Origin of the sequence: Pseudomonas entomophila (assembly GCF_018417595.1) — a bacterium.
Lineage (GTDB): Bacteria > Pseudomonadota > Gammaproteobacteria > Pseudomonadales > Pseudomonadaceae > Aquipseudomonas > Aquipseudomonas entomophila_C.
Window position 1 is genome coordinate 1,163,076 of record NZ_CP070982.1, and the last position, 26,290, is coordinate 1,189,365.

Here is a 26,290-nt window from a genome sequence, read left to right on the forward strand (position 1 = left end):
AATGATCGCGGGGCAAGCCCGCTCCCGCGCCACTATCCAGCATGCCTTGCAAACGACCCGGCCATCGCGCCGGGCTTATTTCACCTATTGCTCAGCTTGAAGTGATTCTGATTATCATCTAATAATGAATATCATTACCCGGTAACCTGGCGATGACGTTCATGAAATCCGTTCTCCACGAACTGCCCTACCTGGAAAACTGGCGCTGGCTCAGCCGGCGCATCCGCTGCGCCCTCGAGCCTGACGAACCGCGCCTGATCGAGCACTACCTGGCCGAAGGCCGCTACCTGGTGTGCTGTACCGAAACCTCGCCCTGGACCGTGGCGCTGACCTCCTTCCGCCTGCTGCTGGATACCGCCTGCGACCGCATGCTGCCCTGGCATTGGCGCTGCCTGTGCCTGGACCAGGCCTGGCGCCCACTGCTCGACCTGCGCAACCTCGATCGCCGCGCGCACAACCAACACTGGCAACCCTACGCAATGCAGCTCGCCAACTGCGTGCTGCTGCCGTCGATCTCTCCCGAAGAACTGATGCAAGGACTTGAAGATGAGTGATACCCGTATCGAGCGCGACAGCATGGGTGAACTGCAGGTGCCGGCCCAGGCCCTGTATGGCGCCCAGACCCAGCGCGCGGTCGACAACTTCCCGATCAGCGGCCAGCCGATGCCGGCGCAGTTCATCCGCGCGCTGCTGCTGGCCAAGGCTGCGGCGGCCAAGGCCAATATCGAGCTGGGGCAACTGAGCGCGGGGCAGGGCGGTGCGATCGTCAAGGCGGTGGAGCAGCTGTTGGCCGAGGACTTCATTCGGCATTTCCCGGTGGATGTGTTCCAGACCGGCTCCGGTACCAGCTCGAACATGAACGCCAACGAAGTGATCGCCACCCTGGCCAGCCGTGTGCTGGGCGAACCGGTCAATGCCAACGACCACGTCAACTGCGGCCAGAGCAGCAACGACATCATCCCCACCACCATCCATGTCAGCGCCGCGCTGGCTTTGCACGAACAGTTGCTACCCGCCCTGCGTCATCTGGTCCAGGTGATCGACGCCAAAGCCGTCGAGGTTCATCAGTACGTGAAGACCGGCCGCACCCACCTGATGGACGCCATGCCAGTGCGCATGAGCCAGGTGCTCGGTGGCTGGGCTGCACAGATCAAGGGCGCCCAGGCGCATATCGAGTCCACCCTGCCGAGCCTGCAGGCCCTGGCCCAAGGTGGCACCGCAGTGGGGACCGGGATCAACGCGCACCCACAATTTGCGGCAGGCTTTGCCCGTCAGCTGAGCGGGTTGACCAAAGTCGAGTTCACGCCGGGCCAGAATCTGTTCGCCCTGATCGGTTCCCAGGACACTGCCGTGGCACTGTCGGGCCAGCTGAAGACCACTGCCGTGGCACTGATGAAGATCGCCAACGACCTGCGCTGGATGAATTCCGGCCCGCTGGCCGGCCTGGGCGAAATCGAGCTGCAGGGCTTGCAGCCCGGCTCTTCGATCATGCCTGGCAAGGTCAACCCGGTGATTCCCGAGGCTACTGCCATGGTCGCCGCGCAAGTCATCGGTAACGACGCCACCATCGCTGTGGCGGGGCAGTCGGGCAACTTCGAGCTGAACGTGATGTTGCCGGTGATCGCCCGCAACCTGCTGGAAAGCATCGAGCTCATGGCCAACGCCAGCCGCCTGCTGGCCGACAAGGCCATCGCCAGCTTCAAGGTCAACGAAGGCAAACTCAAGGAAGCGTTGTCGCGCAACCCGATCCTGGTCACCGCGCTGAACCCGATCATCGGCTACCTCAAGGCCGCCGAGATCGCCAAGACCGCCTACAAGCAGGGCCGCCCGATCATCGACGTGGCGCTGGAACATACCGACCTGTCGCGTGATCAGCTCGAAGCGCTGCTGGATCCGGAAAAACTCACCGCCGGCGGCATCTGAGCCCAGGAGGCACGTCATGCAGCACTGGAGACGCACCACGCAAATCGCCAACCACCTGTTCGAACGGGGTGAGCTGGTCGATGCCCGGGAACACTACCTGCAAGCGCTGGCGTTGGCCCAGGTGCTGTTCGAGCGCTGGCATGACGTCGACGAGGCGGTGGCCGCGCTGGTCATTGCCCACCACAACCTGGCCGACCTGCACCTGCATCTGAATCAGCCGCATGAAAGCGCCGACTACCTGTGCGCCGCCCACCAGCGGCTGCTCCAGGCCAGCCAGGAGCAACGCCTGTCCCGGACGCTGCGCGATGCCGCGCTGCGCCACAGTGGGCGGACCTACACCGAACTGCTGAGTTTCATCGCCGAGTACGGGCAGTACCCGCGCACCGAACGCCTGCTCCATCGCCAGGTACCGGTGGCCAGCGAGCTGGTCGCGCAAGCGGAAACCACTCACAGCACAACAGCCTATGGAATTCACTGATATGCCCCACACCTTGCCTGCATTGCCTTACGCCTACGATGCACTGGAACCGCACATCGATACCCAGACCATGGAGATCCACCACAGCAAGCACCACCAGACCTACATCAACAACCTCAATGCCGCCCTCGAGGGCAGCGAGTGGGCCGAATGGCCGGTTGAGCAACTGGTCGCAGCGGTCAGGCAATTGCCCGAGAAGCTGCGGGGCGCGGTGATCAACCAAGGCGGCGGTCATGCCAACCACAGCCTGTTCTGGGCGATCATGTCGCCCAAGGGCGGCGGACAGCCCCAAGGGCAGATAGCCAAGGCAATCGATGATCAGCTCGGTGGCTTTGCCGCGTTCAAGGAGGCGTTCACCAAGGCTGCGCTGACCCGTTTCGGCAGCGGTTGGGCCTGGCTCAGCGTCACGCCGCAGAACACGTTGGTGGTGGAGAGCAGCGGCAACCAGGACAGCCCGCTGATGCACGGCAATGCACCGATCCTCGGCCTGGATGTCTGGGAGCACGCCTATTACCTGAAATACCGGAACCGTCGCCCGGAATACATTGGTGCCTTCTATAACGTGGTCGACTGGTCCGAAGTGGAACGTCGCTACCTCGAAGCCTTGAAGTGAGTCGGGCCGGTATGCGCTCGCAGGTGTTGTCTGTCAGCAGTGTGCGCCTGTTCCGCCTGGCGCTGGGGACCTTGCTGTTGCTGGTCGGCGCGGCGTTGCTCGCGGCCCGTGGCATTGCCTGGTTGGAGCTGGAGCCACGCATGTTGCGCGCCCTGGAGGGTGGCGCACTGTGCGCGTTGGGGACAGCGCTGGGCGCGGTACCGGTGCTGGTCATTCGCAACATGCCGGTGGCATTGGCCGACACGCTACTGGGTTTTGGCGCGGGGGTGATGCTGGCGGCCACGGCGTTTTCCCTGATCATTCCCGGGTTGGACGCCGCTCAGGCGGTCGGTTTCAGCCCGTGGGGGGCGGGTGGTCTGATCAGCAGTGGCTTGCTGTTTGGGGCGCTGTGCCTGTTCCTGGTCGACCTGAAGGTTTCCGGTGCCTCGCCGGAGGCATTGGTTGGCACCGAGCAGCAGCCGGTGATTGCCGCACGGATCTGGCTGTTTGTCATCGCCATCATTGCCCACAACATTCCCGAGGGCATGGCCATCGGTGTTTCCGCTGGGGGCGGCATGCCCGATGCCGACAGCCTGGCCATGGGCATTGCGCTGCAGGATGTACCGGAAGGGTTGGTGATCGCCCTGGTGTTGGCGGGTGCGGGCATGTCGCGCTTCAAGGCCTTTCTGATCGGAGCCGCGTCCGGGTTGGTCGAGCCGCTGGCCGCGGTGATCTGCGCCTGGCTGGTGAATGTCGCCGAGTTGCTGTTGCCGCTGGGGCTGGCCTGTGCGGCAGGGGCGATGTTGCTGGTGGTGACCCAGGAAATCATCCCGGAGTCGCGCAGCAACGGGCATCACCGGTTGGCGAGCCTGGGGTTGTGCGTGGGGTTCTGCCTGATGATGGTGATGGATACGGCGATGTCGTGAAGCATCCGCCCCACTGATTTGGCACGCCCCCTGTAGGAGCGGCTTTAGCCGCGATCACCCGCGAAGCGGGTGCCAGATACCGCGTTGCCTGCATCGCGGCTAAAGCCGCTTCTACAGAGGGCAGGGCTTTTCACTCACCTTCGTCGAAGAAGTTGTTGATAAGCGCCACCAGCGCGTCCATGGCGTCGTTGTCCTGTTCGCCTTCGGTGGCCAGGTGCACCTGGGTGCCCTTGCCGGCTGCCAACATCATCACGGCCATGATGCTCTTGCCATCCACCAGCTTGTCTGGTGCGCGCCCGACGCGCACCTGGCAGGGGAAGCGCCCGGCCACGCCGACGAACTTGGCGGCCGCCCGGGCGTGCAGGCCCAGCTTGTTGATGATGGTGATTTCGCGGGCGGGCATCGTGGTGCGGATCCTGTGGGCTAGAGGTCGCGGTGGCGGACCTGGACGTTTTTCAGGGATTGCTGGAGCAACTGGCCCAGCCGTTCGGTGATGTACACCGAGCGATGGTGGCCACCAGTGCAGCCGATGGCAATGGTGACATAGGCGCGGTTGCTGGCGGCGAAGCGCGGCAACCATTTGAGCAGGTAGGTGGAGATGTCCTGGAACATTTCTTCGACATCCGGCTGCGCGGCCAGATAGTCGATTACCGGCTGTTCGAGCCCGGAATGCTCGCGAAGTTCCGGTTTCCAGTAAGGGTTGGGCAGGCAGCGCACGTCGAACACCAGGTCGGCATCAACGGGCATGCCGCGCTTGAAACCGAACGACTCGACGAGGAATGCGGTACCAGGTTCCGGCTGATTGAGCAGGCGCAGCTTGATCGAGTCGCGCAACTGGTAAAGATTCAGGCTGGTGGTATCGATCTTGAGGTCGGCGAGGTCCGCGATGGGCCCGAGCAGCTCGCTCTCCACCCGGATCGCCTCGGCCAGCGAGCGATTGGCGTTGGTCAGTGGATGGCGACGGCGGGTTTCGGAAAAGCGCTTGAGCAGCGTGTCTTCGTCAGCGTCCAGATAAAGCACATCGCACTGAATGTGCCGGGTACGCGCTTCCTCCAGCAGCTCTGGAAAGCGGGTCAGATGGCTGGGCAGGTTACGCGCATCGATCGAGACAGCCACCTTGGGTTGCTGCAGCTCGGTGTTGATCAGTGCGTTTTCCGCCAACTGCGGCAGCAACCCGGCGGGCAGGTTGTCGATGCAGTAGTAACCGTTGTCTTCCAGTACGTCGAGGGCGGTGCTCTTGCCGGAGCCGGAGCGGCCGCTGACGATGATCAGGCGCATGGTCAGGCCTCGTTCTGCACGTCCAGGACTACCTGGTACAGAGCCTCGTTGCTGGCGGCACCGCGCAAGCGATCGCGAACCTCCTTGCGATCGAGCATGCTGGCGATCTGGCGCAGCAGTTCAAGGTGCGCATCGGTGGCAGCTTCCGGGACCAGCAGGACGAACAGCAGGTCGACAGGGGCGCCGTCGATGGCGTCGTAATCGATGGGGGCGTCCAGATGCAGCAGGGCGCTGACGGGCGCGGTGCAGCCTTCGAGCCGGCAGTGGGGGATGGCGATGCCATTGCCGAAGCCGGTGGAGCCCAGTTTTTCACGAGCGACGAGTTTTTCGAAGACGTCTTGCATCTCCAGCTCGGGTACTTGCTCGGCGATCAGGTTGGCGACCTTTTCCAGGGCGCGCTTTTTACTGCCACCCGGCACGTTCACGAGGGAACGGCCGGGGGTCAGGATGGTTTCAAGTCGGATCATGGATGAGGGGGATCAGCGGGCGGCTGCACCTTGCAGCAGGCTTTGCTGTTTTTCCTTGTGTTTTTTCAGTTGGCGGTCGAGCTTGTCAGCCAGGGCGTCGATCGCTGCATACATGTCTTGGTGCTCGGCATTAGCGACCACTTCGCCACCGGGTATCTGGAGTGTGGCTTCAACCTTCTGCTGTAGCTTCTCGACTTTCATGATCACCGTTGCGTTGGTGATCTTGTCGAAATGACCCTCCACCCGGGCGAGCTTTTCAAGCACGTAATCGCGCAGTGGTTGGGTGACTTCTACATGCTGTCCACTGATGTTGACTTGCATACAGCTTCTCCTTTGTTGCCCGTGCATAAAGAGGCAGGTATTGCACCTGCCACTGAAACGCTGTGGCACATCCGGGGGCTACATCAGTCGCTTGCGCTCGCTCGACGGGGCAATTCCCAACGACTCGCGGTACTTGGCGACGGTGCGACGGGCTACCTGGATGCCTTGTGCCTCCAGTAAACCAGCGATCTTGCTGTCACTCAATGGCTTTTTCTGATTTTCCGCCGCTACCAGTTTCTTGATGATCGCGCGGATCGCCGTGGACGAGCATTCGCCGCCCTCGGCGGTGCTCACGTGGCTCGAGAAAAAGTATTTCAGTTCGTAGATGCCACGCGGCGTGTGCATGTATTTCTGCGTGGTGACCCGGGAAATGGTCGACTCGTGCATGCCCACGGCTTCGGCGATGTCATGCAGCACCAGGGGTTTCATGGCTTCGTCGCCATGGTCGAGGAAGCCACGCTGGTGCTCGACGATCTGCGTCGCCACCTTCATGAGCGTCTCGTTGCGGCTCTGCAGGCTCTTGATGAACCAGCGAGCCTCTTGCAACTGGTTGCGCATGAAGGTGTTGTCGGCGCTGGTGTCGGCGCGGCGGACGAACCCGGCATACTGCGGGTTGACGCGCAGGCGCGGGATGGCCTCCTGGTTCAGCTCGACCAGCCAGCGCTCGCTGTCCTTGCGCACGATGACGTCCGGGACCACGTACTCCGGCTCGCTGGACTCGATCTGCGAGCCCGGGCGCGGGTTGAGTGTCTGCACCAGTTCGATGACCTGGCGCAGTTCGTCTTCCTTGAGCTTCATGCGGCGCATCAGCTGGCTGTAGTCACGGCTGCCGAGCAGGTCGATGAAGTCGGTGACCAGGCGCTGTGCTTCGCTCATCCAGGGTGTCGAGGCCGGCAGCTGGCGCAATTGCAGCAGCAGGCACTCACCCAGCGAGCGGGCGCCGATGCCGGCGGGTTCGAACTGCTGGATGCGGTGCAGTACCGCCTCGACCTCGTCCAGCTCGATATCGAGCTCTGGGTCGAAGCCGGCGCAGATCTCGTCGAGCGAGTCTTCCAGATAGCCTTGCTCGTTGATGCTGTCGATCAGGGTGACGGCGATCAGGCGGTCGGTGTCGGACATTGGTGCCAGGTTCAGTTGCCACAACAAGTGGCTCTGCAGGCTCTCGCCGACCGAGGTACGGGTGGTGAAGTCCCACTCGTCGTCGTCATTGCTGGGGAGGCTGCTGGCGCTGGTCTGGTAGATGTCTTCCCAGGCCGTGTCGACCGGCAGCTCGTTGGGGATTCGTTCGGCCCACTCGCCATCCTCCAGGGTTTCCGCGCTGCTGCTGGTGGTTTCCTGGAAACTGTTGTCCTGGACTTCGGCGACCGGCTTGTTCTCGGCGTTGTCCGCCATCGGGTCGCTGTTGTCGAAGTCGTCGCCGTCTTCCTGACGTTCGAGCATCGGGTTGGATTCCAGCGCTTCCTGGATTTCCTGCTGAAGGTCCAGGGTGGAGAGCTGAAGCAGACGGATGGCCTGTTGCAACTGCGGGGTCATCGTCAGTTGCTGGCCCATTTTTAGGACGAGCGATGGTTTCATGGCAGGGGCTTAATACCTTGTTCGCCGGCGCACATGCGCCATCCACTACGTAGGGCGCTTGGGCGCCGATTTTAAGCAAGTTATATGCCTGAAATTGCAGCGTTTGCCTAGAGCACTGTTACACTTAAGCCCGTCCCGGGCGTGTTTGCCAGTGCTCCGGGCAGGCCCTGGATCAGAGGCGGAACTCGTGGCCCAGGTAGACTTCCTTGACCAGCTGGTTGGCCAGGATGGTCTCGGCATCGCCTTCGGCGATCAGTTGGCCGTCGTTGACGATGTAGGCGGTCTCGCAGATGTCCAGCGTTTCGCGAACGTTGTGGTCGGTGATCAGTACGCCGATGCCCTTGTTCTTGAGGTGGTGGATGATCTGCTTGATGTCGCCCACGGAGATCGGGTCGACGCCGGCAAAGGGTTCGTCCAGCAGGATGAACTTGGGCGCGGTGGCCAGGGCGCGGGCGATTTCGACACGGCGGCGTTCGCCACCGGAGAGGCTCATGCCCAGGTTGTCGCGGATGTGGCTGATGTGGAATTCCTGCAGCAGGCTTTCCAGCTCCTTGCGCCGGCCGTCGCGGTCGAGGTCCTTGCGGGTCTCGAGGATGGCCATGATGTTGTCGGCCACCGACAGCTTGCGGAAGATCGAGGCTTCCTGCGGCAAGTAGCCGATACCCGCTTGCGCGCGGCCATGCATGGGCTGGTGGCTGACGTCGAGGCTGTCGATCAGGACCCGGCCCTGATCCGCCTGGACCAGACCCACGATCATGTAGAAGCAGGTGGTCTTGCCGGCGCCGTTGGGGCCGAGCAAGCCGACGATCTGGCCGCTGTCGATGGACAGGCTGACGTCGCGAACGACCTGCCTGCCCTTGTAGCTCTTGGCCAGGTGCTGGGCTTTGAGGGTTGCCATTTACTCGGCCTTTTTCTTCGGTTGAATGACCATGTCGATGCGCTGACGTGGTGCAGTCACGTTGCCACCGCGACCGGCGGTCGCCACCTGAGTTTTGGTGTTGTAGACGATCTTCTCGCCTTCGGTGGTGTTGCCTTCGTTCTCGACCTTGGCGCGGTCGGTGAGAATCACCATGTCTTTCTGCGCCTGGTACTGGATGGTCACGGCCCAGCCTTTCATCTTGTCGGGCTTGGCGGCGCTCTGCTGCTGCTCGAAGTAGGCCAGGTTGCCCACCGAGGTGACCACGTCGATGTCGCCGGAAGCGGCGCGGGTCATGGTCACGGTGTTGCCTTTGATCATCATCGAACCTTGAGTGATGATCACGTCGCCGGTGTAGGTGGCCACGCCTTGCTTGTCGTCCAGGTGGGCGTTGTCCGCCTGGATGCGGATCGGCTGGTCACGGTCGTTCGGCAGGGCGAAGGCGCTCGCGCTTCCCAGTGCTACGCCCAGGCTGAGCAGAAGGGGGATGGTTTTAACGAGCCTCATACTGTCCTCTTACGTTAGAGAGCAGGTCCATCCTGCCTTCTTTCAAATACGCTTTCATTCCTTTGCCCGTAGTCGTGCCACCGGCGCCGTCGATTCTAACGGCTTGCTCGGTCTGCGCATATTGCTTCTGCGGGAACACGGTCATGCGGGTGCTGGTAATGATGGTTTCGCGTTGCTTTTCGTCGGTACGCGCCACGCGCACATCATCGATCAGTTCGACCTCGGTGCCGTCCGGGTTGACCTCGGCGCGTTTGCTCTGCACGTGCCACGGGTATTCGGTGCCGCGGTACATGTGCAGGTCGGGCGTGGTCACCAGGGTGACTTCGCTGGCCTTGAGGTGTTCGACCTTGTCGGCGGTCATCTCGTACTGCAGCTTGCCGTCGGGCAGGAACTGCAGGCTGTGGGCATTGATCGCGTAGTAGTCGATGGCGCTTTCGTCGACCTGGGCGGTGGGCTGCTCGAGGAAGCTCTCCGGGCTGACGTTCCAGTAGCCGACGGCGGCCAGCAGGGCGGCAATCACGCCGAACAGCGCAAAATTACGAAGTTTCTTGCTGAACATGGGTGGCCTTACAGGTAATTTTCATTGGCAGCGTCCAGGGTGCCCTGGGCCTGCATGATCAGTTCGCAGAACTCGCGGGCGGCGCCTTCACCGCCGCGTGCCTGGGTCACGCCGTGGGCGTGCTGGCGAACGAACGGCGCGGCATTGGCCACCGCCATGCCCAGGCCCACGCGGCGGATCACCGGCAGGTCGGGCAGGTCGTCGCCCAGATAGGCGACCTGTTCATAGCTTAGGTTGAGTTCGGCGAGCAGGCCGTCGAGCACCACCTGTTTGTCCTCGCGGCCCTGGAACAGGTGCGGGATGCCCAGGTTCTTCGCCCGGCGCTCGACCACGGGGGTCTTGCGCCCGCTGATGATCGCGGTGGTCACGCCCGAGGCCATGAGCATCTTGATGCCCTGGCCGTCGAGGGTGTTGAAGGTCTTGAACTCGCTGCCGTCCTCGAGGAAGTACAGGCGGCCGTCGGTGAGCACGCCATCGACGTCGAACACCGCCAGCTTGATGGCCTTTGCGCGTTGCATGAGGTCCTGGTTCATTTACATCACTCCGGCACGCAGCAGGTCGTGCATGTTCAGGGCGCCGGTCGGGCGGTCGTCCCGGTCGACCACCACGAGCGCGCTGATCTTGTGGTCTTCCATGATCTTGAGCGCTTCGGCGGCGAGCATCTCGGCGCGGGCGGTCTTGCCATGGACGGTCATGACCTCGTCGATGAGGGTCTTGTGGATATCGATGCTGCGGTCGAGGCTGCGGCGCAGGTCGCCGTCGGTGAAGACGCCGGCGAGCTTGCCGTCGCTTTCCAGGACCACGGTCATGCCCAGGCCCTTGCGGGACATCTCGAGCAATGCATCCTTGAGCAGCGTGCCGCGTTGCACCTTTGGCAGTTCCTCGCCCGAATGCATCACGTTCTCGACCTTCAGCAGCAGGCGTCGGCCCAGCGCGCCGCCCGGGTGCGAGAAGGCGAAGTCCTCGGCGGTGAAGCCGCGGGCTTCCAGCAGGGCGATGGCCAGGGCGTCGCCCAGCACCAGCGCGGCGGTGGTGGACGAGGTGGGGGCCAGGTTGAGCGGGCAGGCTTCCTGGGCCACGCGGGCGTCGAGGTTGACCTCGGCCGCTTGCGCCAGGGGCGAGTCCGGGTTGCCGGTAAGGCTGATCATCTGGATCCCCAGGCGCTTGATCAGCGGCAGCAGGGTGACGATCTCGGCGGTGCTGCCGGAGTTGGACAGGGCAAGAATGACATCGTCACGGGTGATCATGCCCATGTCACCGTGGCTGGCCTCGGCCGGGTGCACGAAGAACGAAGGGGTGCCGGTGCTGGCGAGGGTGGCGGCGATCTTGTTGCCGATGTGCCCCGACTTGCCCATGCCGACCACCACGACGCGGCCCTTGCTGGCCAGGATCAGCTCACAAGCCTTGACGAAGTTGCCGTCGATACGGGCCAGCAGGCCCTCTACGGCCTCGAGTTCCAGGCGCAGGGTGCGCTGGGCGGAGTGGATCAGCTCGCTGGATTGGCTCATGTCGAAAACGCAATGCCTGATGAAAAGGCGGCGATTATAGCCGCAATGTGTGAAACGCTCATCCTTCGAATGTCACATATAGCTGTCAGTGCCCTGAATGGAACGTTTGACGCCCTTGGGAAGGGCCTGCCAGCGGTGCTATAGTTCGCCGCTATTCGGCCTGCCAGGGGCGCGTGTGCCTTCACGATGAAGGTGAACGTCCATTAGTGCGAGGCTGCACTAGCAAGGAGTCTAGATGAGTGTGGATAGCGCCTACGCGGTCGAGTTGAAGGGTGTCACCTTCAAGCGCGGTTCGCGCAGCATTTTCAGCAACGTGGACATACGTATTCCCCGCGGCAAGGTCACTGGCATCATGGGGCCTTCGGGGTGCGGCAAGACCACCTTGCTGCGCCTGATGGGCGCGCAGTTGCGCCCCACAGGCGGCGAAGTCTGGGTCAACGGGCAGAACCTGCCCGCGTTGTCGCGCAGCGACCTGTTCGACGCGCGCAAGCACATGGGCGTGCTGTTCCAGAGCGGCGCGCTGTTCACCGACCTCGACGTGTTCGAGAACGTCGCCTTTCCGCTGCGCGTGCACACGCAGCTGTCGGACGAGATGATCCGCGACATCGTCCTGATGAAACTGCAGGCGGTGGGGTTGCGTGGCGCGATCGACCTGATGCCCGACGAATTGTCCGGCGGCATGAAGCGCCGTGTGGCGTTGGCGCGCGCGATCGCCCTCGATCCGCAGATCCTCATGTATGACGAACCGTTCGTCGGCCAGGATCCGATTGCCATGGGGGTGCTGGTCCGTCTCATCCGTCTGCTCAACGACGCCCTGGGGATCACCAGCATCGTGGTTTCCCACGACCTGGCGGAAACCGCCAGCATCGCCGACTACATCTATGTGGTGGGTGATGGCCAGGTACTGGGGCAGGGCACGCCGGACGAGCTGATGGGGTCGGACAACCCGCGTATCCGCCAGTTCATGAAGGGTGACCCGGACGGGCCGGTGCCATTCCATTTTCCCGCGCCTGACTATCGCGCCGATCTGCTGGGGGCGCGTTGATGCGCAGAAAATCCTTACTCGAACGTATCCGTCTGTTCGGCCGTTCGGCCATCGACGTGCTCGCGGTGCTGGGGCGCTCGTGCCTGTTCCTGGGGCATGCGCTCAGTGGCCGTGGCGGCATCGGCGGTGGCTTCCAGCTGCTGGTCAAGCAGCTCTATTCGGTTGGCGTGCTGTCGCTGGCGATCATCGTCGTGTCCGGCGTGTTCATCGGCATGGTACTGGCGCTGCAGGGCTACAGCATCCTCACCAAGTACGGCTCGGAGCAGGCCGTGGGGCAGATGGTCGCCCTGACGCTGCTGCGTGAGCTGGGGCCGGTGGTGACCGCCTTGCTGTTCGCCGGGCGCGCGGGTTCCGCGCTGACCGCCGAGATCGGCAACATGAAGTCCACCGAGCAGCTGTCGAGCCTGGAGATGATCGGTGTCGACCCGCTCAAGTACATCGTTGCCCCGCGCCTGTGGGCCGGTTTCATTTCGCTGCCGTTGCTGGCGCTGATCTTCAGTGTGGTCGGCATCTGGGGCGGTTCGTGGGTCGCCGTCGACTGGCTGGGCGTCTACGACGGTTCGTTCTGGGGCAACATGCAGAACAGCGTTTCTTTCAGCGACGACGTGATCAACGGGCTGATCAAGAGCCTGGTGTTCGCCTTCGTCGTTACCTGGATCGCCGTATTCCAGGGGTACGACTGCGAGCCCACTTCAGAAGGGATCAGCCGTGCCACCACCAAGACCGTGGTTTATGCCTCATTGGCAGTCCTGGGTCTGGACTTTATTCTGACCGCCTTGATGTTTGGAGATTTCTGATGCAAAACCGCACCCTGGAAATCGGTGTCGGCCTGTTCCTCCTGGCCGGGATCCTGGCGCTGCTGCTGCTGGCCCTGCGTGTCAGCGGGCTGTCGGCCAGCCCGAGCAGTGACACGTACAAAGTTTATGCGTATTTCGACAATATCGCCGGTTTGACGGTCAGAGCCAAAGTGACCATGGCCGGTGTGACCATCGGCAAGGTCACGGCCATCGATCTGGACCGTGATTCGTATACCGGTCGCGTCACCTTGCAGTTGGACAAGCAGGTCGACAACCTGCCGACCGACTCCACGGCCTCGATCCTGACCGCAGGCCTCTTGGGCGAGAAGTACATCGGTATCAGCGTTGGTGGCGAAGAAGCGGTTCTCAAGGATGGCAGCACCATTCACGACACCCAGTCGGCGCTGGTGCTGGAAGATCTGATCGGCAAGTTCCTGCTCAATTCCGTGGGCAAGGAACCGAAAGAAGCTCAACCGGCTAATTAAGGAGTTCCCATGATTTCGATCCTGCGACGTGGCCTGCTGGTGCTGTTGGCGGCCTTCCCCCTGCTGAGCATGGCAGCGCCAGGGCAGTCTGCCCGCGACGTCATCCAGGGCACCACCACTCAACTGCTGAGTGACCTGAAAGCCAACAAAGAGCAGTACAAGGCCAACCCCGAGGCGTTCTACAAGGCGCTCAACGACAACCTCGGCCCTGTGGTCGATGCCGACGGCATCTCCAAGAGCATCATGACGGTCAAGTACTCGCGCAAGGCCACGCCCGAGCAGATGCAGCGCTTCCAGGAGAACTTCAAGCGCAGCCTGATGCAGTTCTACGGCAACGCCCTGCTGGAGTACAACAACCAGGGCATCGTCGTAGACCCAGCCAAGGCCGAGGATGGCGACCGCACCAGCGTCGGCATGAAGATCACCGGCACCAACGGCGCGGTCTACCCGGTGCAGTACACCATGGAGAAGATCGGCGGCGACTGGAAGGTGCGTAACGTCATCGTCAACGGCATCAACATCGGCAAGCTGTTCCGTGACCAGTTCCAGGACGCCATGCAGCGTAACGGCAACAACCTCGACAAGACCATCGACGGCTGGGCCGGTGAAGTGGCCAAGGCCAAGCAGACCGCCGACAACTCGCCGGACAAGGAAGTCAAATGAGCGATGCCGCAGTGAGCATGACCGAGCCTGGCGTCCTGCGCCTGGCCGGCGTGCTGGACTACCGCAGCGGCCCGTCCCTGCGCAAGCAGGGCAAGGCGCTGATCGCCGCCAGCGGCGAGGCCCGCCTGGTACTGGACTGCACCGCCGTGGTGAAGTCCAGCAGTGTCGGCCTGTCGCTGCTGCTGGCCTTCATGCGTGACGCCCAGGCGGCCGGCAAGGCCTGCGAACTGCGCGGCATGCCTGACGACATGCGCGAAATCGCCGAGGTTTACGACCTCGATGAGGTACTGGCGGGCTGATGGCCTGTTGCAAGGTGAAAGCCCCTCGGTCAGTGCGCCCCGTCTTGGGCTTCGCAGGCGAGGGGCTTTTTTGTATGATGGCCGACCCGCGCGCGTTGGGCGCCGATCGAGGTTGAGCATGCAGGCCGTAGAAGTCAAAAGCTTTCTGGAAGAGAAAATGCCGGGAACCCGGGTCGAAGTTGAAGGCGAAGGCTGCAACTTCCAGTTGAACGTGATCAGCGACGAGCTGGCCGGCCTGAGCCCGGTCAAGCGTCAGCAGGCGATCTATGCTCACCTCAATCCGTGGATCTCGAACGGCAGCATTCACGCGGTAACCATGAAATTCTTCAGCAGCGCAGCCTGGGCTGAGCGCACCTGAGCCAACTTGGCGGCGAGAGACGTATGGACAAACTGATTATCACTGGCGGCCCGCGCCTCGACGGCGAAATCCGCATTTCCGGCGCGAAGAACGCCGCATTGCCAATCCTGGCGGCGACCCTGTTGGCCGACGGTCCGGTCACCGTGGGCAACCTGCCACACCTGCACGACATCACCACCATGATCGAGCTGTTCGGTCGCATGGGTATCGAACCTGTGATCGATGAGAAGCTCGCGGTGGAGATCGACCCGCGCACCATCAAGACCCTGGTAGCACCCTACGAGCTGGTCAAGACCATGCGCGCCTCGATCCTGGTGCTGGGCCCTATGGTCGCCCGTTTCGGTGAGGCTGAAGTGGCCCTGCCAGGCGGTTGCGCCATTGGCTCGCGTCCGGTCGACCTGCACATCCGTGGCCTGGAAGCCATGGGCGCGAAGATCGAGGTCGAGGGTGGCTACATCAAGGCCAAGGCCCCGGAAGGCGGCCTGCGTGGCGCGCACTTCTTCTTCGATACCGTGAGTGTGACCGGTACCGAGAACATCATGATGGCCGCCGCGCTGGCCAAGGGTCGCAGCGTACTGCAGAACGCCGCGCGCGAGCCGGAAGTGGTCGACCTGGCCAACTTCATCAATGCCATGGGCGGCAAGGTTCAGGGCGCCGGTACCGACACCATCACCATCGATGGCGTCGAACGCCTGGCCTCGGCAACCTACCGCGTCATGCCTGACCGTATCGAGACCGGCACCTACCTGGTTGCCGCTGCCGTGACCGGCGGCCGGGTCAAGGTCAAGGATACCGATCCGACCATTCTCGAAGCCGTGTTGGAGAAGCTGAAGGAAGCTGGCGCCGACATCACCACGGGTGAAGACTGGATCGAGCTGGACATGCACGGCAAGCGGCCCAAGGCCGTCAACCTGCGTACCGCGCCGTACCCGGCGTTCCCCACCGACATGCAGGCGCAGTTCATCTCGCTCAACGCCATCGCCGAAGGCACTGGCGCGGTGATCGAGACCATCTTCGAGAACCGCTTCATGCACGTGTACGAGATGCACCGCATGGGCGCGCAGATCCAGGTCGAGGGCAACACCGCCATCGTCACTGGCGTCAAGGCGCTCAAGGGCGCTCCAGTGATGGCCACCGACCTGCGCGCTTCCGCCAGCCTGGTGCTGTCGGCCCTGGTCGCCGAAGGCGACACGCTCATCGATCGCATCTACCACATCGACCGTGGTTACGAGTGCATCGAGGAAAAACTGCAGATGCTCGGCGCCAAGATCCGCCGCGTACCGGGCTAGTCTGTGACCGGCGCAGGGACGCGCCAGCCGAATCGTATGCGGTCGGGCCCATGGCCCGGCCGGCTATAGCTGCTTAAGGACCGACGTTTCCCATGTTGACCATCGCGCTATCAAAAGGCCGCATTCTCGACGACACCCTGCCGTTGCTGGCCGAAGCCGGCATCGTTCCCACCGAGAACCCGGACAAGAGCCGCAAGCTGATCATCCCCACCACACAGGACGATGTGCGCTTGCTCATCGTGCGTGCCACTGACGTACCGACCTACGTCGAGCATGGCGCCGCCGACCTCGGGGTGGCCGGCAAGGACGTGCTGATGGAATACGGCGGCCAGGGGCTGTACGAGCCGCTGGACTTGCAGATCGCCCAGTGCAAGCTGATGACCGCAGGCGTGACCGGCGCGCCCGAGCCCAAGGGCCGTCTGCGCGTGGCCACCAAGTTCGTCAACGTAGCCAAGCGTTACTACGCCGAACAGGGTCGCCAGGTCGACATCATCAAACTGTACGGCTCCATGGAGCTGGCACCGCTGATCAACCTCGCCGACAAGATCATCGACGTGGTCGACACCGGCAACACCCTGCGTGCCAACGGCCTCGAGCCACAAGAACTGATCGCCACGATCAGCTCGCGCCTGGTGGTCAACAAGGCCTCCATGAAGATGCAGCACGCCCGTATCCAGAGCCTGATCGACACCCTGCGCAACGCCGTCGAATCACGACACCGCGGCTGACCTCTGCGCGCGACCTCTGCTGTCGCGCCCGTCTATCCGCGTCATAGCCTTCTTTCTCAGGTGCCCGCGCGGATGGAGTGGTAGCTTTAGGGCGCCTGAACATCCGCTAATAACGAGGCCCTCGCCATGACCGTGTCCACTGCAATTGCCCGTCTCAACGCCGCTGACCAGGATTTCGCCCGACATCTGGATCATCTGCTGAGCTGGGAAAGCGTGTCCGATGACGCGGTCAACCAGCGCGTGCTCGACATCATCAAGGCCGTGCGCGAGCGCGGCGATGCGGCGCTGGTGGAGTTCACCCAGCGTTTCGACGGTGTCGATGCCAAATCCATCGACGACCTGATCCTTGACCGCGCTCGCCTGGAGCTGGCCCTGACCCGCATCACCCCGGTTCAGCGTGAAGCCCTGGAAAAAGCTGCCAACCGTGTGCGCATCTATCACGAGCGGCAGAAGCAGGATTCCTGGCAGTACACCGAAGCCGACGGCACCGTGCTGGGCCAGAAGGTCACGCCGTTGGACCGTGCCGGTCTATATGTGCCGGGCGGCAAGGCGTCGTACCCGTCGTCGGTGCTGATGAATGCCATTCCGGCGAAGGTTGCCGGGGTGTCCGAAGTGGTGATGGTAGTGCCGACACCGCGTGGCGAGGTCAATGAGCTGGTGCTGGCTGCGGCCTGCATCGCCGGGGTCGACCGGGTCTTCACCGTCGGTGGCGCGCAGGCTGTTGCGGCCCTCGCCTATGGCACCGAGAGCGTGCCGCAGGTAGACAAGATCGTTGGCCCGGGCAACATCTACGTCGCCACTGCCAAGCGTCATGTGTTCGGCCAGGTCGGTATCGACATGATTGCCGGTCCGTCGGAGATTCTTGTCGTGTGTGATGGCCAGACCGATCCGGACTGGATCGCCATGGACCTGTTCTCCCAGGCCGAGCACGACGAGGACGCCCAGGCGATCCTGGTCAGCCCGGATGCCGCCTTCCTCGACCGGGTTGCCGCCAGCATCGAGAAGCTGCTCCCCACCATGGAGCGTGCCGAGATCATCGAGAAGTCGATCAATGGCCGTGGCGCGCTGATCCAGGTGCGCGACATGCAACAGGCGATCGAGGTGGCCAACCGCATCGCCCCCGAGCACCTTGAGCTGTCGGTGGCCGACCCGCAGGCCTGGCTGCCGCAGATCCGCCACGCCGGTGCGATCTTCATGGGCCGCCACACCAGCGAGGCGCTGGGCGACTACTGCGCCGGCCCCAACCACGTGCTGCCGACCTCCGGCACCGCGCGGTTCTCTTCGCCGCTGGGGGTGTACGACTTCCAGAAGCGTTCGTCGATCATCTTCTGCTCCGAGCAAGGGGCTTCCGAGCTGGGCCACACCGCGTCGGTACTGGCCCGTGGCGAATCGCTGACCGCCCACGCGCGCAGCGCCGAATACCGCATCCTCAACGAGAAGGGGAACTGAGCATGAGTCGTTTCTGGAGTCCCTTCGTCAAGGACCTCGTCCCTTACGTGCCCGGCGAGCAGCCCAAGCTGGCGCGCCTGGTCAAGCTCAACACCAACGAGAACCCTTATGGCCCGTCGCCCAAGGCGCTGGAGGCCATGAAGGGCGAGTTGAACGACAACCTGCGCCTGTACCCGGATCCGAACAGTGACCGGCTCAAGCAGGCGGTCGCCGAGTACTACGGTGTAACGCCTGCGCAGGTGTTCGTTGGCAACGGTTCGGATGAGGTGCTGGCACACATTTTCCACGGTCTGTTCCAGCACGACCGGGGGCCGCTGTTGTTCCCGGACGTCAGTTACAGTTTCTATCCGGTGTATTGCGGCCTGTACGGCATTGCTTTCGAGCAGGTGGCGCTGGATGAGCAGTTCCAGATTCAGGTCTCGGACTACAGCAAGCCCAATGCCGGGATCATTTTCCCCAACCCCAACGCCCCGACCGGGTGCCTGCTGCCGCTGCAGGCGGTGGAGCAGTTGTTGCAGGCGAATCGTGATTCGGTGGTCGTGGTCGATGAGGCCTACATCGATTTCGGTGGCGAGACGGCCATCAGCCTGGTGGATCGTTACGACAACCTGCTGGTGACCCAGACCCTGTCCAAGTCGCGCTCGCTCGCGGGCCTGCGGGTGGGGTTGGCGGTGGGGCATCCGGACCTGATCGAGGCGCTGGAGCGGATCAAGAACAGCTTCAACTCCTACCCGCTGGATCGCATGGCGATCGTTGGCGCGGCGGTGGCGTTCGAGGACCGTGCGTATTTCGACGAGACATGCCGCAAGGTGATCGAAAGCCGGGAGGTGTTGGTCGCTGAGTTGGTGGCTCGTGGGTTCGAGGTGCTGCCTTCGGCGGCGAACTTCATCTTTGCTCGTCATCCTTCGCAGGATGCGGCGGGGATCGCGGCGCGGCTGCGGGAGCAGGGGGTGATTGTGCGGCATTTCAAGCAGGAGCGGATTGCGCAGTTCCTGCGGATTACCATTGGGACGCCGGAGATGAACCAGGCTTTGCTTGATGCGCTTTAAGTTGCGGTTGGTTTGAGCGTTTGACTGAAGGGTGAGTTGGGGCGTAGTTGGTTACGTTTCAATTCGCCCTTGTTGTGGGAGTGTCAGTTTTTTTGTGTGCGGGCCGGTAACGGCCTGCCGCCAGGCAGGCCTTGATTTCACCAGGTCGGCCTGATGAACCGATCTCCGTACAGAATCGCAAATTGATTCATCGCGCTTTTCCAATCATGGGCCGGTTTTCCCCAATTGGCTGTTATGTTGCGCAATCCCAGCCAAATCAGTTTGGTCGCTGCGTCATCATTCGGGAAATGCCCGCGAGTCTTGATGACCTTGCGTAGCTGGGCGTTGATGCTCTCGATGGCGTTGGTGGTGTAAATCACCTTTCTGATGGCCGGTGGGAAGACGAAAAATGGAATCACTCGATCCCAGGCGCGTCTCCAGGCAGCCACCACCGTTGGATATTTCTCGCCCCACGGCCCGTTCTCAAACTCATCGAGTGCTTGCTCAGCCGCTTCAGCATTAATGGCTTGGTAAATCGGCTTCAGCTCCTTGGCCAGAGCCCGCCGCTTGTCCCAGGCCGCGAAGTCGAGGCTGTTGCGGATCAGGTGCACGATGCACGTTTGCAACGTCGTCTCTGGAAACACGGCACTGAGAGCCTCTGGCATACCTTTGAGGCCATCGGTCACGGCAATCAGCACATCTTCGACACCGCGCGTCTTGAGATCGTTAAAGACCTTCATCCAAAACTTCGCGCCCTCGGTGTTCTCGATCCAGATGCCCAGGATATCCCGCGTCCCGTCGGGGAGGACGCCCAGGGCCAGGTAAATGGCCTTGTTGCGCACCAGGCCCTCTTCGCGGATCTTCACCCGCAGTGCATCGAAGAAAATGACCGGGTACATCGGCTCCAGTGGCCGCTGTTGCCACGCGCCAATCTCGTCCATGACCTCGTCTGTCACAGAGCTGATGAAGTCGGGTGAGACCTCTGTTCCATACTGCTCGGACAAAAAGGCTCGGATCTCTCTGACCGTCATTCCACGGGCGTACATGGCGATGATCTTGTCATCGAAACCGGTGTACCGCCGCTCGTGCTTGGGGATCAGAATGGGCGAAAAACTGCCGTCTCGATCGCGAGGAATTTCCAGCCGCAGCGGGCCATCCCCCGTTAAAACCGTCTTGCCACTCTTGCCGTTACGCTGGTTGGTTTCATCCTCTGGGCGCTGCGCGCCTGGCGGATAGCCCAGGTGGTGGCCAAGCTCGGCATGCAGAGCGCGTTCGATCAGGGCCTTCTTGAACGCCGCGGAGGCATCCTCGATAGCTTCTGCAGTCATCAGGCCCTCACCGAACTGCTCCAGCAGCTCTTTGGGGATTGTGGGCAGGTCACGCAAGGGTTTCTTTTTGGTTGGCATACATGCACCTCTTACTCATGTTATGCCCGAACACAAAATTTCTGACACCCTCCTTGTTGTTGCTGCTGGTTTTTCAAGTCGTGAGCATATCCGTTTGCTATGTAGACGCTGATTCACCTTTCCGCCAATGGATATGCTCACAACACCCCAAACCCACACTCTGAAAGCCGAAGCCGAAGCCGAAGCCGAAGCCGAAGCCGAAGCCGAAGCCGAAGCCGAAGCCGAAGCCGAAGCGATCACGCCACCTCCCGCCCACCCCGATGCGCCAACACCGTATAAATACAAGGCAACACAAACAACGTGAACAACGTCCCAACCGACATCCCCGTGGCAATCACGGTCCCGATATCGAACCGGCTCACCGCCCCCGCCCCGGTGGCCAGAATCAACGGCACCATGCCGAACACCATGGCCGCCGTGGTCATCAGCACCGGCCGCAACCGAATCGCCGCCGCCTCTTCGATCGCCTCCCGAACCCCAAGCCCCTTTTCTTCACGCAGTTGGTTGGCAAACTCGACGATCAAGATCCCATGCTTGGTAATCAACCCGATCAAGGTCACCAACCCCACCTGCGTATAGATGTTCATGCTGGAAACCCCAAGGAATAGCGGTACCAGCGCCCCGCAGATGGACAACGGCACGGTCACCAGGATCACCAGCGGGTCACGGAAGCTTTCGAACTGCGCCGCCAGCACCAGGAAGATCATCGCCAGCGCCAAGCCGAAGGTCACCCACAATGCGCTGCCCTCCTGGACGAACTGCCGTGCCGTACCCGCATAGTCCACCGCAAAGCCTTCCGGCGCCTCCTCGCGGGCGATCGTGCGCACGGTGTCCAGCGCTTCGCCCATGCTCACCAGCGGCACCCCCTGGATGATCGCCGAGTTCAATTGCTGGAACTGATTGAGCTGGCGCGGCCGGGCACGGTCGCTGAGGGTGATGAGCGTCGACAGGGGCAACAGCTGACCCTGTTCGTTCTTCACGTAATAGTTGTTCAACCAACCCGGCGTGGCGCGATAGGCGCGTTCGACCTGGGCGATCACCTTGTAGCTACGGCCTTCCAGGGTGAAACGGTTGATCTCCGCCTCGCCCAGCAATGTCGCCAGGGTCCCGCCGAGGGTGTCCATCGACACGCCCATCTGCGCGGCCTTGGCGCGGTCGATGTCGATCATCACTTCGGGCTTGTCAAACGCCAGGTCGATGTCGAGGAAGGCGAACTTGCCGGAGGCCTGCGCACGCTCCTTGACCCGCTGGGCCACCTCCAGCAACGCGGTGTAGTCCCCGGCGGTATTGATCACGAACTGGAACGGCAACCCCTCCCCGGTGCCAGGCAGTGACGGCAGGTTGAAACCGAAGATCTGCAGGCCGCCGACCTCCTCAAGCTTGGCCTGGACCAACGGCAGCAGTTCCATCTGGGTACGATGCCGCTCGCTCCACGGCTTGAGCAGAAAACCACCGATGCCGCTCTGCACGCCATTGAAACCGTTGATCTGGAACGACGAATAGTACTCGGGGAAGGTCTTGAACAGCGGTGTGAATTCGTCGGTGTAAGCGTTCAGGTAGTCCAGGTTGGCGGTCTGCGGCGAGTTGCTCATCATGAAGATCACACCCTGGTCTTCATTGGGCGCCAGTTCGCTCTGGGTGAACTTGAGCAGCACCGGGATCAGGCACAGGATGATCACCGCGAACACCAGTACTACCGGCCGGCTGTTCAAGGTGCCGTGCAACAGGCGCTGGTAGCGCACCTTCAGTTGTTCGAAGAGCACGTCCAGGCGGTGGGCCAGGCCGCTGGGGTTCTGCTCGTGGCGCAGCAGCAGGGCGCACATCATCGGCGACAGGGTCAGGGCCACGACGCCCGAAATGATCACCGCTCCCGCCAATGTCAGCGCGAACTCCTTGAACAACGCGCCGGTCAGCCCGGTGAGAAAGCCGATGGGAGCATACACTGCAGCCAGGGTGATGGTCATCGACACCACCGGCAGGGCGATCTCGCGGGCGCCTTCCAGCGCCGCGTCGCGGGGTGTCTTGCCTTCTTCGATATGGCGGTGGATGTTCTCCACCACGACGATGGCGTCGTCCACCACCAGGCCGATGGCCAGCACCATGGCCAGCAAGGTCAGCAGGTTCAGCGAATAGCCCATCATCTGCATGAAGAACAGCACGCCGATCATCGACAGCGGGATGGTCACCACCGGGATCAGCACCGAGCGCAAGGCGCCGAGAAACAGGAACACCACCACGATGACGATCAGCACCGCCTCGCCGAGGGTCTTGATCACTTCGTTGATGGAGGCCTGAATGAACAGGGTGGCGTCGTAGGCGATGGACACCTTGAGGCCCGACGGCAACTGTTCTTCGAGTTGCGGCATGATCCGCCGCACCTCCTTGATCACCTGCAGCGGGTTGGCGGCCGGGGTGGCCTTGATGCCGATGTACACCGACGGCGTGCCGTCGAACGAGCTGACTGTGTCGTAGTTCTCCGCGCCCATCTCGATGCGTGCCACGTCGCCCAATAGCACCCGGCTGTCGCCAGCGGTCTTGACCGGCAGGGCGGCGAAGGCCTCGGCGGACTTGAGCTCGGTGGTGGCATTGACGCTGGTGACCACGTATTCGCCTTTCACTTCGCCGGCCGCGGCGAGGAAGTTGTAGTGGCGCACGGCGTTGGTCACATCTACCGCCGACAGGCCGAAACCGGCCAGTTTCACCGGGTCGATCCAGATGCGCATGGCGAACAGCTGGTTGCCGAGGATCTGCGCCTCGGCCATGCCTGGCAGCGTCGCCAGCTTGGGCTGGATCACCCGCGACAGGTAGTCGGTGATCTGCGGGTTGCTCATCTCGTCGCTGTAGAAACTGATGTACATCAGCGCCGAGGCGTCGGCCGCCTCCTTGCTCAGCACCGGGTCCTCGGAATCCTGCGGCAGCTTGTTGCGCACCTCGTTGGCCTTGGCCAACAGTTGGGTGAACAACCGGTCGGTGTCGGCGCCGATGCGTGCGTAGACCGAGATCACCGAGAAGTTCTGCCGGCTCACCGAGGTCATGTAGTCGATGCCGTCGGCGCTGGCCAGGCTCTGCTGCAGCGGCTGGGTGATGTAGCCCTGGATGGTTTCGGCGTTGGCACCGGGGTAGGCGGTGGTCACCGTGATCAGGGCGTTTTCCATCTGCGGGTACTGACGGATCTGCAGCTTGTTCCAGGCCTGTGCGCCCAGCAGCAGGATCAGCAGGCTGACCACGCAGGCCAGCACCGGGCGGCGGATGAACGGGTCGGTGAACGCCATGCCTGCCTCCTTCAGTGGGTGCCCGGCTTGAGCGCTTGCTCACTGCTGATGCGAATCGCCGCGCCGGGCGCCAGCTTGAGCTGGCCGGCGGTGACCACCTGGTCGCCGGCCTGCAACCCTTTGCTGATCACCACCCAGCCGTCGCGGCGCTCCCCGGTCTGCACAGTGCGCTGTTCGGCGATCAACTGGGGCTGGCCCTCATTGTCGTCCAGCGGCTTGCCATCCTCGCCTTTCTTGCGGCTGACCAGGTACACCGAATTGCCGTACAGGGTGTAGGTGATGGCGTTTTCCGGCACCACCACCTGCGGTTGCGGATCGGGCAGCAGCAGCTGGAGGCTGGCGAACATGCCGGGCAGCAGCTTGCCGTCGGGGTTGGCCAGGGTGGCGCGGACCAGCAGGTTTCGGGTGCTTTCCTCCACTTTCGGGTTGATCGCGCTGAGGCTGGCGGGGAAGGTCTGGCCCGGGTACGCGGCGACCTGCACCAGCACTTGCTGGCCGAGGCTCAAGTGGGGCAGGGCCTGTTCGGGCACGTTGAAATCGACATACAGACTCGACAGGTCCTGCAGGGTGGCGATCACCGTGCCGCTGGCAAGGTATGCACCGACGTCCACCTGGCGAATGCCGATGGTGCCGCTGAACGGGGCGCTGATGCTCTTCTTCGCCAGCGACGCCTTGAGCTGGTCAACCACTGCCTGGTTGCGTCGGTATTGGGTGGTCAGCCGATCGAACTCGCCCCGGGAGATGGCCGAATCGCCGACCAGCTGACTACCGCGACCGAAGTCCACCTTTGCCAGGTTCAGATCGGCCTGGGCGGTGCCCAGCAGGGCGGTTTCCTGTTCGCTGTCCAGCTGCAACAGCAGTTGCCCAGCCTTTACCTGCTGGCCGGATTCGAAATGCAGGGATTTCACAGTGCCGGCCACTTCCAGGCTCAACTCGACGCCCTGGTAGGCCTTCAAGCTGCCGACGGCCGGCAGGCGCTCCTGCCATTGGCGCAGCTCGGCCTGGGCCGCGGCGACGCTGACCGGTGGCTTGGGGGCCGAGAACATCTGTACCTGCTTGTAGATGGAAAAGGCCTTGAAGCCCCCCAGGATCAGTACGATCAGCAGGACGACGGCCAACATGATCAGCATGCGGCGGCGCAGCATAGGTCCGGTTCCCTGGATGCGAGGTGGTTGTTCGTCGCGCACGACCACGGGCGATCCGGCCCACGTGCGATGGGGGAAAGTATTGTCGGTTTTTGTGAAAAGGGGAGGTGGGATGGTTCGCTGGCAAGCCGGCTCCTACAGGGTGGTGCAGGAGCCGGCTTGCCGGCGAACAAGGCATCAGGCCAGGTGCAGGTGGTTGTCCCAGAACCCGGACGGCAGGTTCATCGGCTGCCCGATCAGCTCCGGCTTGCGGCAATCGTAGAACCGGCAACGCCCCTGCCCTGAAGTAACGACGAAGCCATCCTTCAGTGCCCCCACTCCCGCGCAGTCGGGCATTGGTGCATCGAGCTTCACCGCGCCGCTGTCGAGGTCCCAGATGAACAGCCGGTTGGCCCGCGGCGCGGTCAGCGCCACCAGGCGCAGGTCGCTGTGGATGGCGACGCTGGCGGTGTACTGGGCCATCGACTGCAACTGCCGCTCGGGCACCGGGAAGGCCTTGAACGGTTCGCCCGGACGCTTGATCGCCAGCAGCTCGGCGGTCTCGTCGGAGGCCCCCATGAACTGCTGGCAAGCGGCGATGGTGCCGTCCGTGCCCACCGCCAGGTGGCGCACGCTGTTCATCTGCTGGGCGAGCGTCTCCTTGCTCAGCAGGGTACCGTCACGCTGCATCAGCACCAGGCTCGGCTCCATGGCGTCGAGGTTCATCTCCACCCGGCTTTCGGCCTCGGTACGGATACCGCCGTTGGCCACCACCAGGGTTTCGCCGTCGGGCAGCCAGGCCAGTTCGTGGGGGCCGATGCCATGGGTCGGGAGCTCGCCGCTGTGCACCAGGCGCTCGCCTTCGAAGCGGTAGACACCGAGCACGCCACGACCTGGATCAGTGGTGTCGTTTTCGGTGGTGTACAACCATTGCCCACTTTTGTGGATCACGGCATGGCCGTAGAAGTGCCGGTTCGGTTGCGAGGTGATGGTCTGCAGCAGGCGCCCGTCGCGCAGGTCGACCAGGTAGCTTTCGGTACCGGGGCGGCGGGCGACGAACAGGGCGATGGGCTGTTCGGGGTGGTTGATGATCGCGTGGCAACGCTGGGCCACCTGGGTGCTGAACACCTCGGTGCCGTCCAGGCGAAAGCCGACGGCATAATGCCTGCCGTCGCCATCGTCGCGCGCCGAGAGCAGCAAAGGTTCGCTGCCTTTGTTGCGAAACAGGCTCCAGCCGCCCAGGGTGAGGGCGCTGAGCACTACGCTACCGAGTTTCAGGGCCTGGCGTCGCAGCATG

Annotated in this window: 29 protein-coding genes; 15 read left to right on the forward strand and 14 right to left on the reverse strand. The window is 62.8% G+C overall.

Annotated elements, in window-relative coordinates:
- Positions 1 to 152 precede the first annotated feature (152 nt).
- From JYG34_RS05090 to JYG34_RS05110, 5 genes are read left to right on the forward strand one after another with little or no spacing between them, the layout of a single operon-like run.
- Positions 153 to 554 carry a FagA protein gene (locus tag JYG34_RS05090; RefSeq protein ID WP_213659738.1) on the forward strand — a complete coding sequence of 134 codons (402 nt, stop codon included), beginning with the start codon at positions 153 to 155 and terminating at the stop codon, positions 552 to 554.
- Complete coding sequence (locus JYG34_RS05095; protein WP_213659739.1) at positions 547 to 1,923, forward strand: class II fumarate hydratase; 1,377 nt, start codon at positions 547 to 549, stop codon at positions 1,921 to 1,923. Before JYG34_RS05090 ends, JYG34_RS05095 begins: the two co-directional genes overlap by 8 nt.
- Before the next feature lie 16 nt (positions 1,924 to 1,939).
- A complete protein-coding gene (locus tag JYG34_RS05100; protein WP_213659740.1) occupies positions 1,940 to 2,401 on the forward strand; it encodes a DUF2753 domain-containing protein in 462 nt (153 codons plus the stop codon).
- Position 2,402: 1 nt separating this feature from the next.
- The gene (locus tag JYG34_RS05105; protein WP_213659741.1) at positions 2,403 to 3,014 is read left to right on the forward strand and encodes a superoxide dismutase; all 612 of its coding nucleotides are present in this window, start codon (positions 2,403 to 2,405) and stop codon (positions 3,012 to 3,014) included.
- 11 nt (positions 3,015 to 3,025) lie between these two features.
- Complete coding sequence (locus JYG34_RS05110; RefSeq protein WP_213659742.1) at positions 3,026 to 3,919, forward strand: ZIP family metal transporter; 894 nt, start codon at positions 3,026 to 3,028, stop codon at positions 3,917 to 3,919.
- Between the two features lie 130 nt (positions 3,920 to 4,049).
- Here JYG34_RS05110 and JYG34_RS05115 read toward each other — a convergent pair whose 3' ends face one another.
- From JYG34_RS05115 to JYG34_RS05160, 10 genes are all read right to left on the reverse strand, one after another.
- Positions 4,050 to 4,322, reverse strand: a complete 273-nt coding sequence (locus JYG34_RS05115; RefSeq protein WP_011532412.1) for an HPr family phosphocarrier protein — start codon at positions 4,320 to 4,322, stop codon at positions 4,050 to 4,052.
- A gap of 20 nt (positions 4,323 to 4,342) precedes the next feature.
- On the reverse strand, positions 4,343 to 5,197 hold the full coding sequence (gene rapZ / locus JYG34_RS05120; RefSeq protein ID WP_011532413.1) for an RNase adapter RapZ: 855 nt from the start codon (positions 5,195 to 5,197) through the stop codon (positions 4,343 to 4,345).
- Positions 5,198 to 5,199: 2 nt separating this feature from the next.
- On the reverse strand, positions 5,200 to 5,664 hold the full coding sequence (gene ptsN, locus JYG34_RS05125) for a PTS IIA-like nitrogen regulatory protein PtsN (RefSeq protein ID WP_011532414.1): 465 nt from the start codon (positions 5,662 to 5,664) through the stop codon (positions 5,200 to 5,202).
- A gap of 12 nt (positions 5,665 to 5,676) precedes the next feature.
- A complete protein-coding gene (gene hpf / locus JYG34_RS05130; RefSeq protein WP_011532415.1) occupies positions 5,677 to 5,985 on the reverse strand; it encodes a ribosome hibernation-promoting factor, HPF/YfiA family in 309 nt (102 codons plus the stop codon).
- A 78-nt stretch (positions 5,986 to 6,063) separates the two neighbouring features.
- Positions 6,064 to 7,560: an RNA polymerase factor sigma-54 gene (locus JYG34_RS05135; RefSeq protein ID WP_213659743.1), complete on the reverse strand. Its 1,497-nt coding sequence runs from the start codon at positions 7,558 to 7,560 to the stop codon at positions 6,064 to 6,066.
- Between the two features lie 172 nt (positions 7,561 to 7,732).
- Positions 7,733 to 8,458 (reverse strand): LPS export ABC transporter ATP-binding protein, encoded by a 726-nt coding sequence (lptB, locus tag JYG34_RS05140; RefSeq protein WP_011532417.1) that lies wholly within the window; start codon positions 8,456 to 8,458, stop codon positions 7,733 to 7,735.
- The gene (gene lptA / locus JYG34_RS05145; protein ID WP_011532418.1) at positions 8,459 to 8,983 is read right to left on the reverse strand and encodes a lipopolysaccharide transport periplasmic protein LptA; all 525 of its coding nucleotides are present in this window, start codon (positions 8,981 to 8,983) and stop codon (positions 8,459 to 8,461) included.
- Positions 8,970 to 9,542 (reverse strand): LPS export ABC transporter periplasmic protein LptC, encoded by a 573-nt coding sequence (lptC, locus tag JYG34_RS05150; RefSeq protein ID WP_213659744.1) that lies wholly within the window; start codon positions 9,540 to 9,542, stop codon positions 8,970 to 8,972. Before lptC ends, lptA begins: the two co-directional genes overlap by 14 nt.
- Before the next feature lie 8 nt (positions 9,543 to 9,550).
- Positions 9,551 to 10,075 carry a KdsC family phosphatase gene (locus JYG34_RS05155; protein ID WP_213659745.1) on the reverse strand — a complete coding sequence of 175 codons (525 nt, stop codon included), beginning with the start codon at positions 10,073 to 10,075 and terminating at the stop codon, positions 9,551 to 9,553.
- Positions 10,076 to 11,050 (reverse strand): KpsF/GutQ family sugar-phosphate isomerase, encoded by a 975-nt coding sequence (locus JYG34_RS05160; RefSeq protein WP_011532421.1) that lies wholly within the window; start codon positions 11,048 to 11,050, stop codon positions 10,076 to 10,078.
- 235 nt (positions 11,051 to 11,285) lie between these two features.
- Between JYG34_RS05160 and JYG34_RS05165 the strand changes: the two genes are divergently transcribed.
- The 10 genes from JYG34_RS05165 (at position 11,286) to hisC (ending at position 19,212) form a co-directional block, all read left to right on the forward strand.
- Entirely contained in the window at positions 11,286 to 12,095 is an 810-nt protein-coding gene (locus JYG34_RS05165; RefSeq protein WP_011532422.1) for an ATP-binding cassette domain-containing protein, read from the forward strand.
- Positions 12,095 to 12,892, forward strand: coding sequence for a lipid asymmetry maintenance ABC transporter permease subunit MlaE (gene mlaE / locus JYG34_RS05170; protein WP_213659746.1), 798 nt, complete (start codon positions 12,095 to 12,097; stop codon positions 12,890 to 12,892). The genes JYG34_RS05165 and mlaE overlap by 1 nt, the downstream gene beginning before the upstream one ends.
- Positions 12,892 to 13,377: an outer membrane lipid asymmetry maintenance protein MlaD gene (mlaD, locus tag JYG34_RS05175; RefSeq protein ID WP_011532424.1), complete on the forward strand. Its 486-nt coding sequence runs from the start codon at positions 12,892 to 12,894 to the stop codon at positions 13,375 to 13,377. The genes mlaE and mlaD overlap by 1 nt, the downstream gene beginning before the upstream one ends.
- 9 nt (positions 13,378 to 13,386) lie before the next feature.
- Positions 13,387 to 14,040, forward strand: a complete 654-nt coding sequence (locus tag JYG34_RS05180; protein WP_213659747.1) for an MlaC/ttg2D family ABC transporter substrate-binding protein — start codon at positions 13,387 to 13,389, stop codon at positions 14,038 to 14,040.
- Positions 14,037 to 14,339 (forward strand): STAS domain-containing protein, encoded by a 303-nt coding sequence (locus JYG34_RS05185; protein WP_213659748.1) that lies wholly within the window; start codon positions 14,037 to 14,039, stop codon positions 14,337 to 14,339. The genes JYG34_RS05180 and JYG34_RS05185 overlap by 4 nt, the downstream gene beginning before the upstream one ends.
- Positions 14,340 to 14,457: 118 nt before the next feature.
- The gene (locus JYG34_RS05190) at positions 14,458 to 14,697 is read left to right on the forward strand and encodes a BolA family protein (RefSeq protein WP_213659749.1); all 240 of its coding nucleotides are present in this window, start codon (positions 14,458 to 14,460) and stop codon (positions 14,695 to 14,697) included.
- Between the two features lie 23 nt (positions 14,698 to 14,720).
- The gene (gene murA, locus JYG34_RS05195) at positions 14,721 to 15,986 is read left to right on the forward strand and encodes a UDP-N-acetylglucosamine 1-carboxyvinyltransferase (RefSeq protein WP_011532428.1); all 1,266 of its coding nucleotides are present in this window, start codon (positions 14,721 to 14,723) and stop codon (positions 15,984 to 15,986) included.
- Between the two features lie 92 nt (positions 15,987 to 16,078).
- The gene (gene hisG / locus JYG34_RS05200) at positions 16,079 to 16,714 is read left to right on the forward strand and encodes an ATP phosphoribosyltransferase (protein ID WP_011532429.1); all 636 of its coding nucleotides are present in this window, start codon (positions 16,079 to 16,081) and stop codon (positions 16,712 to 16,714) included.
- Between the two features lie 126 nt (positions 16,715 to 16,840).
- Positions 16,841 to 18,163, forward strand: coding sequence for a histidinol dehydrogenase (gene hisD / locus JYG34_RS05205; RefSeq protein ID WP_213659750.1), 1,323 nt, complete (start codon positions 16,841 to 16,843; stop codon positions 18,161 to 18,163).
- Positions 18,164 to 18,165: 2 nt separating this feature from the next.
- Positions 18,166 to 19,212 (forward strand): histidinol-phosphate transaminase, encoded by a 1,047-nt coding sequence (hisC, locus tag JYG34_RS05210; RefSeq protein ID WP_213659751.1) that lies wholly within the window; start codon positions 18,166 to 18,168, stop codon positions 19,210 to 19,212.
- A 137-nt stretch (positions 19,213 to 19,349) separates the two neighbouring features.
- On the opposite strand, the gene JYG34_RS05215 is transcribed toward hisC, so the two are convergent.
- The 4 genes from JYG34_RS05215 to JYG34_RS05230 all read right to left on the reverse strand — a co-directional run bounded on the left by JYG34_RS05215 (position 19,350) and on the right by JYG34_RS05230 (position 26,289).
- A complete protein-coding gene (locus JYG34_RS05215; RefSeq protein ID WP_213659752.1) occupies positions 19,350 to 20,597 on the reverse strand; it encodes an IS256 family transposase in 1,248 nt (415 codons plus the stop codon).
- A 236-nt stretch (positions 20,598 to 20,833) separates the two neighbouring features.
- On the reverse strand, positions 20,834 to 23,869 hold the full coding sequence (locus JYG34_RS05220; RefSeq protein ID WP_213659753.1) for a multidrug efflux RND transporter permease subunit: 3,036 nt from the start codon (positions 23,867 to 23,869) through the stop codon (positions 20,834 to 20,836).
- 11 nt (positions 23,870 to 23,880) lie between these two features.
- Entirely contained in the window at positions 23,881 to 25,014 is a 1,134-nt protein-coding gene (locus JYG34_RS05225) for an efflux RND transporter periplasmic adaptor subunit (RefSeq protein WP_213659754.1), read from the reverse strand.
- A 177-nt stretch (positions 25,015 to 25,191) separates the two neighbouring features.
- Positions 25,192 to 26,289 (reverse strand): DUF1513 domain-containing protein, encoded by a 1,098-nt coding sequence (locus JYG34_RS05230; RefSeq protein WP_213659755.1) that lies wholly within the window; start codon positions 26,287 to 26,289, stop codon positions 25,192 to 25,194.
- Position 26,290 lies beyond the last annotated feature (1 nt).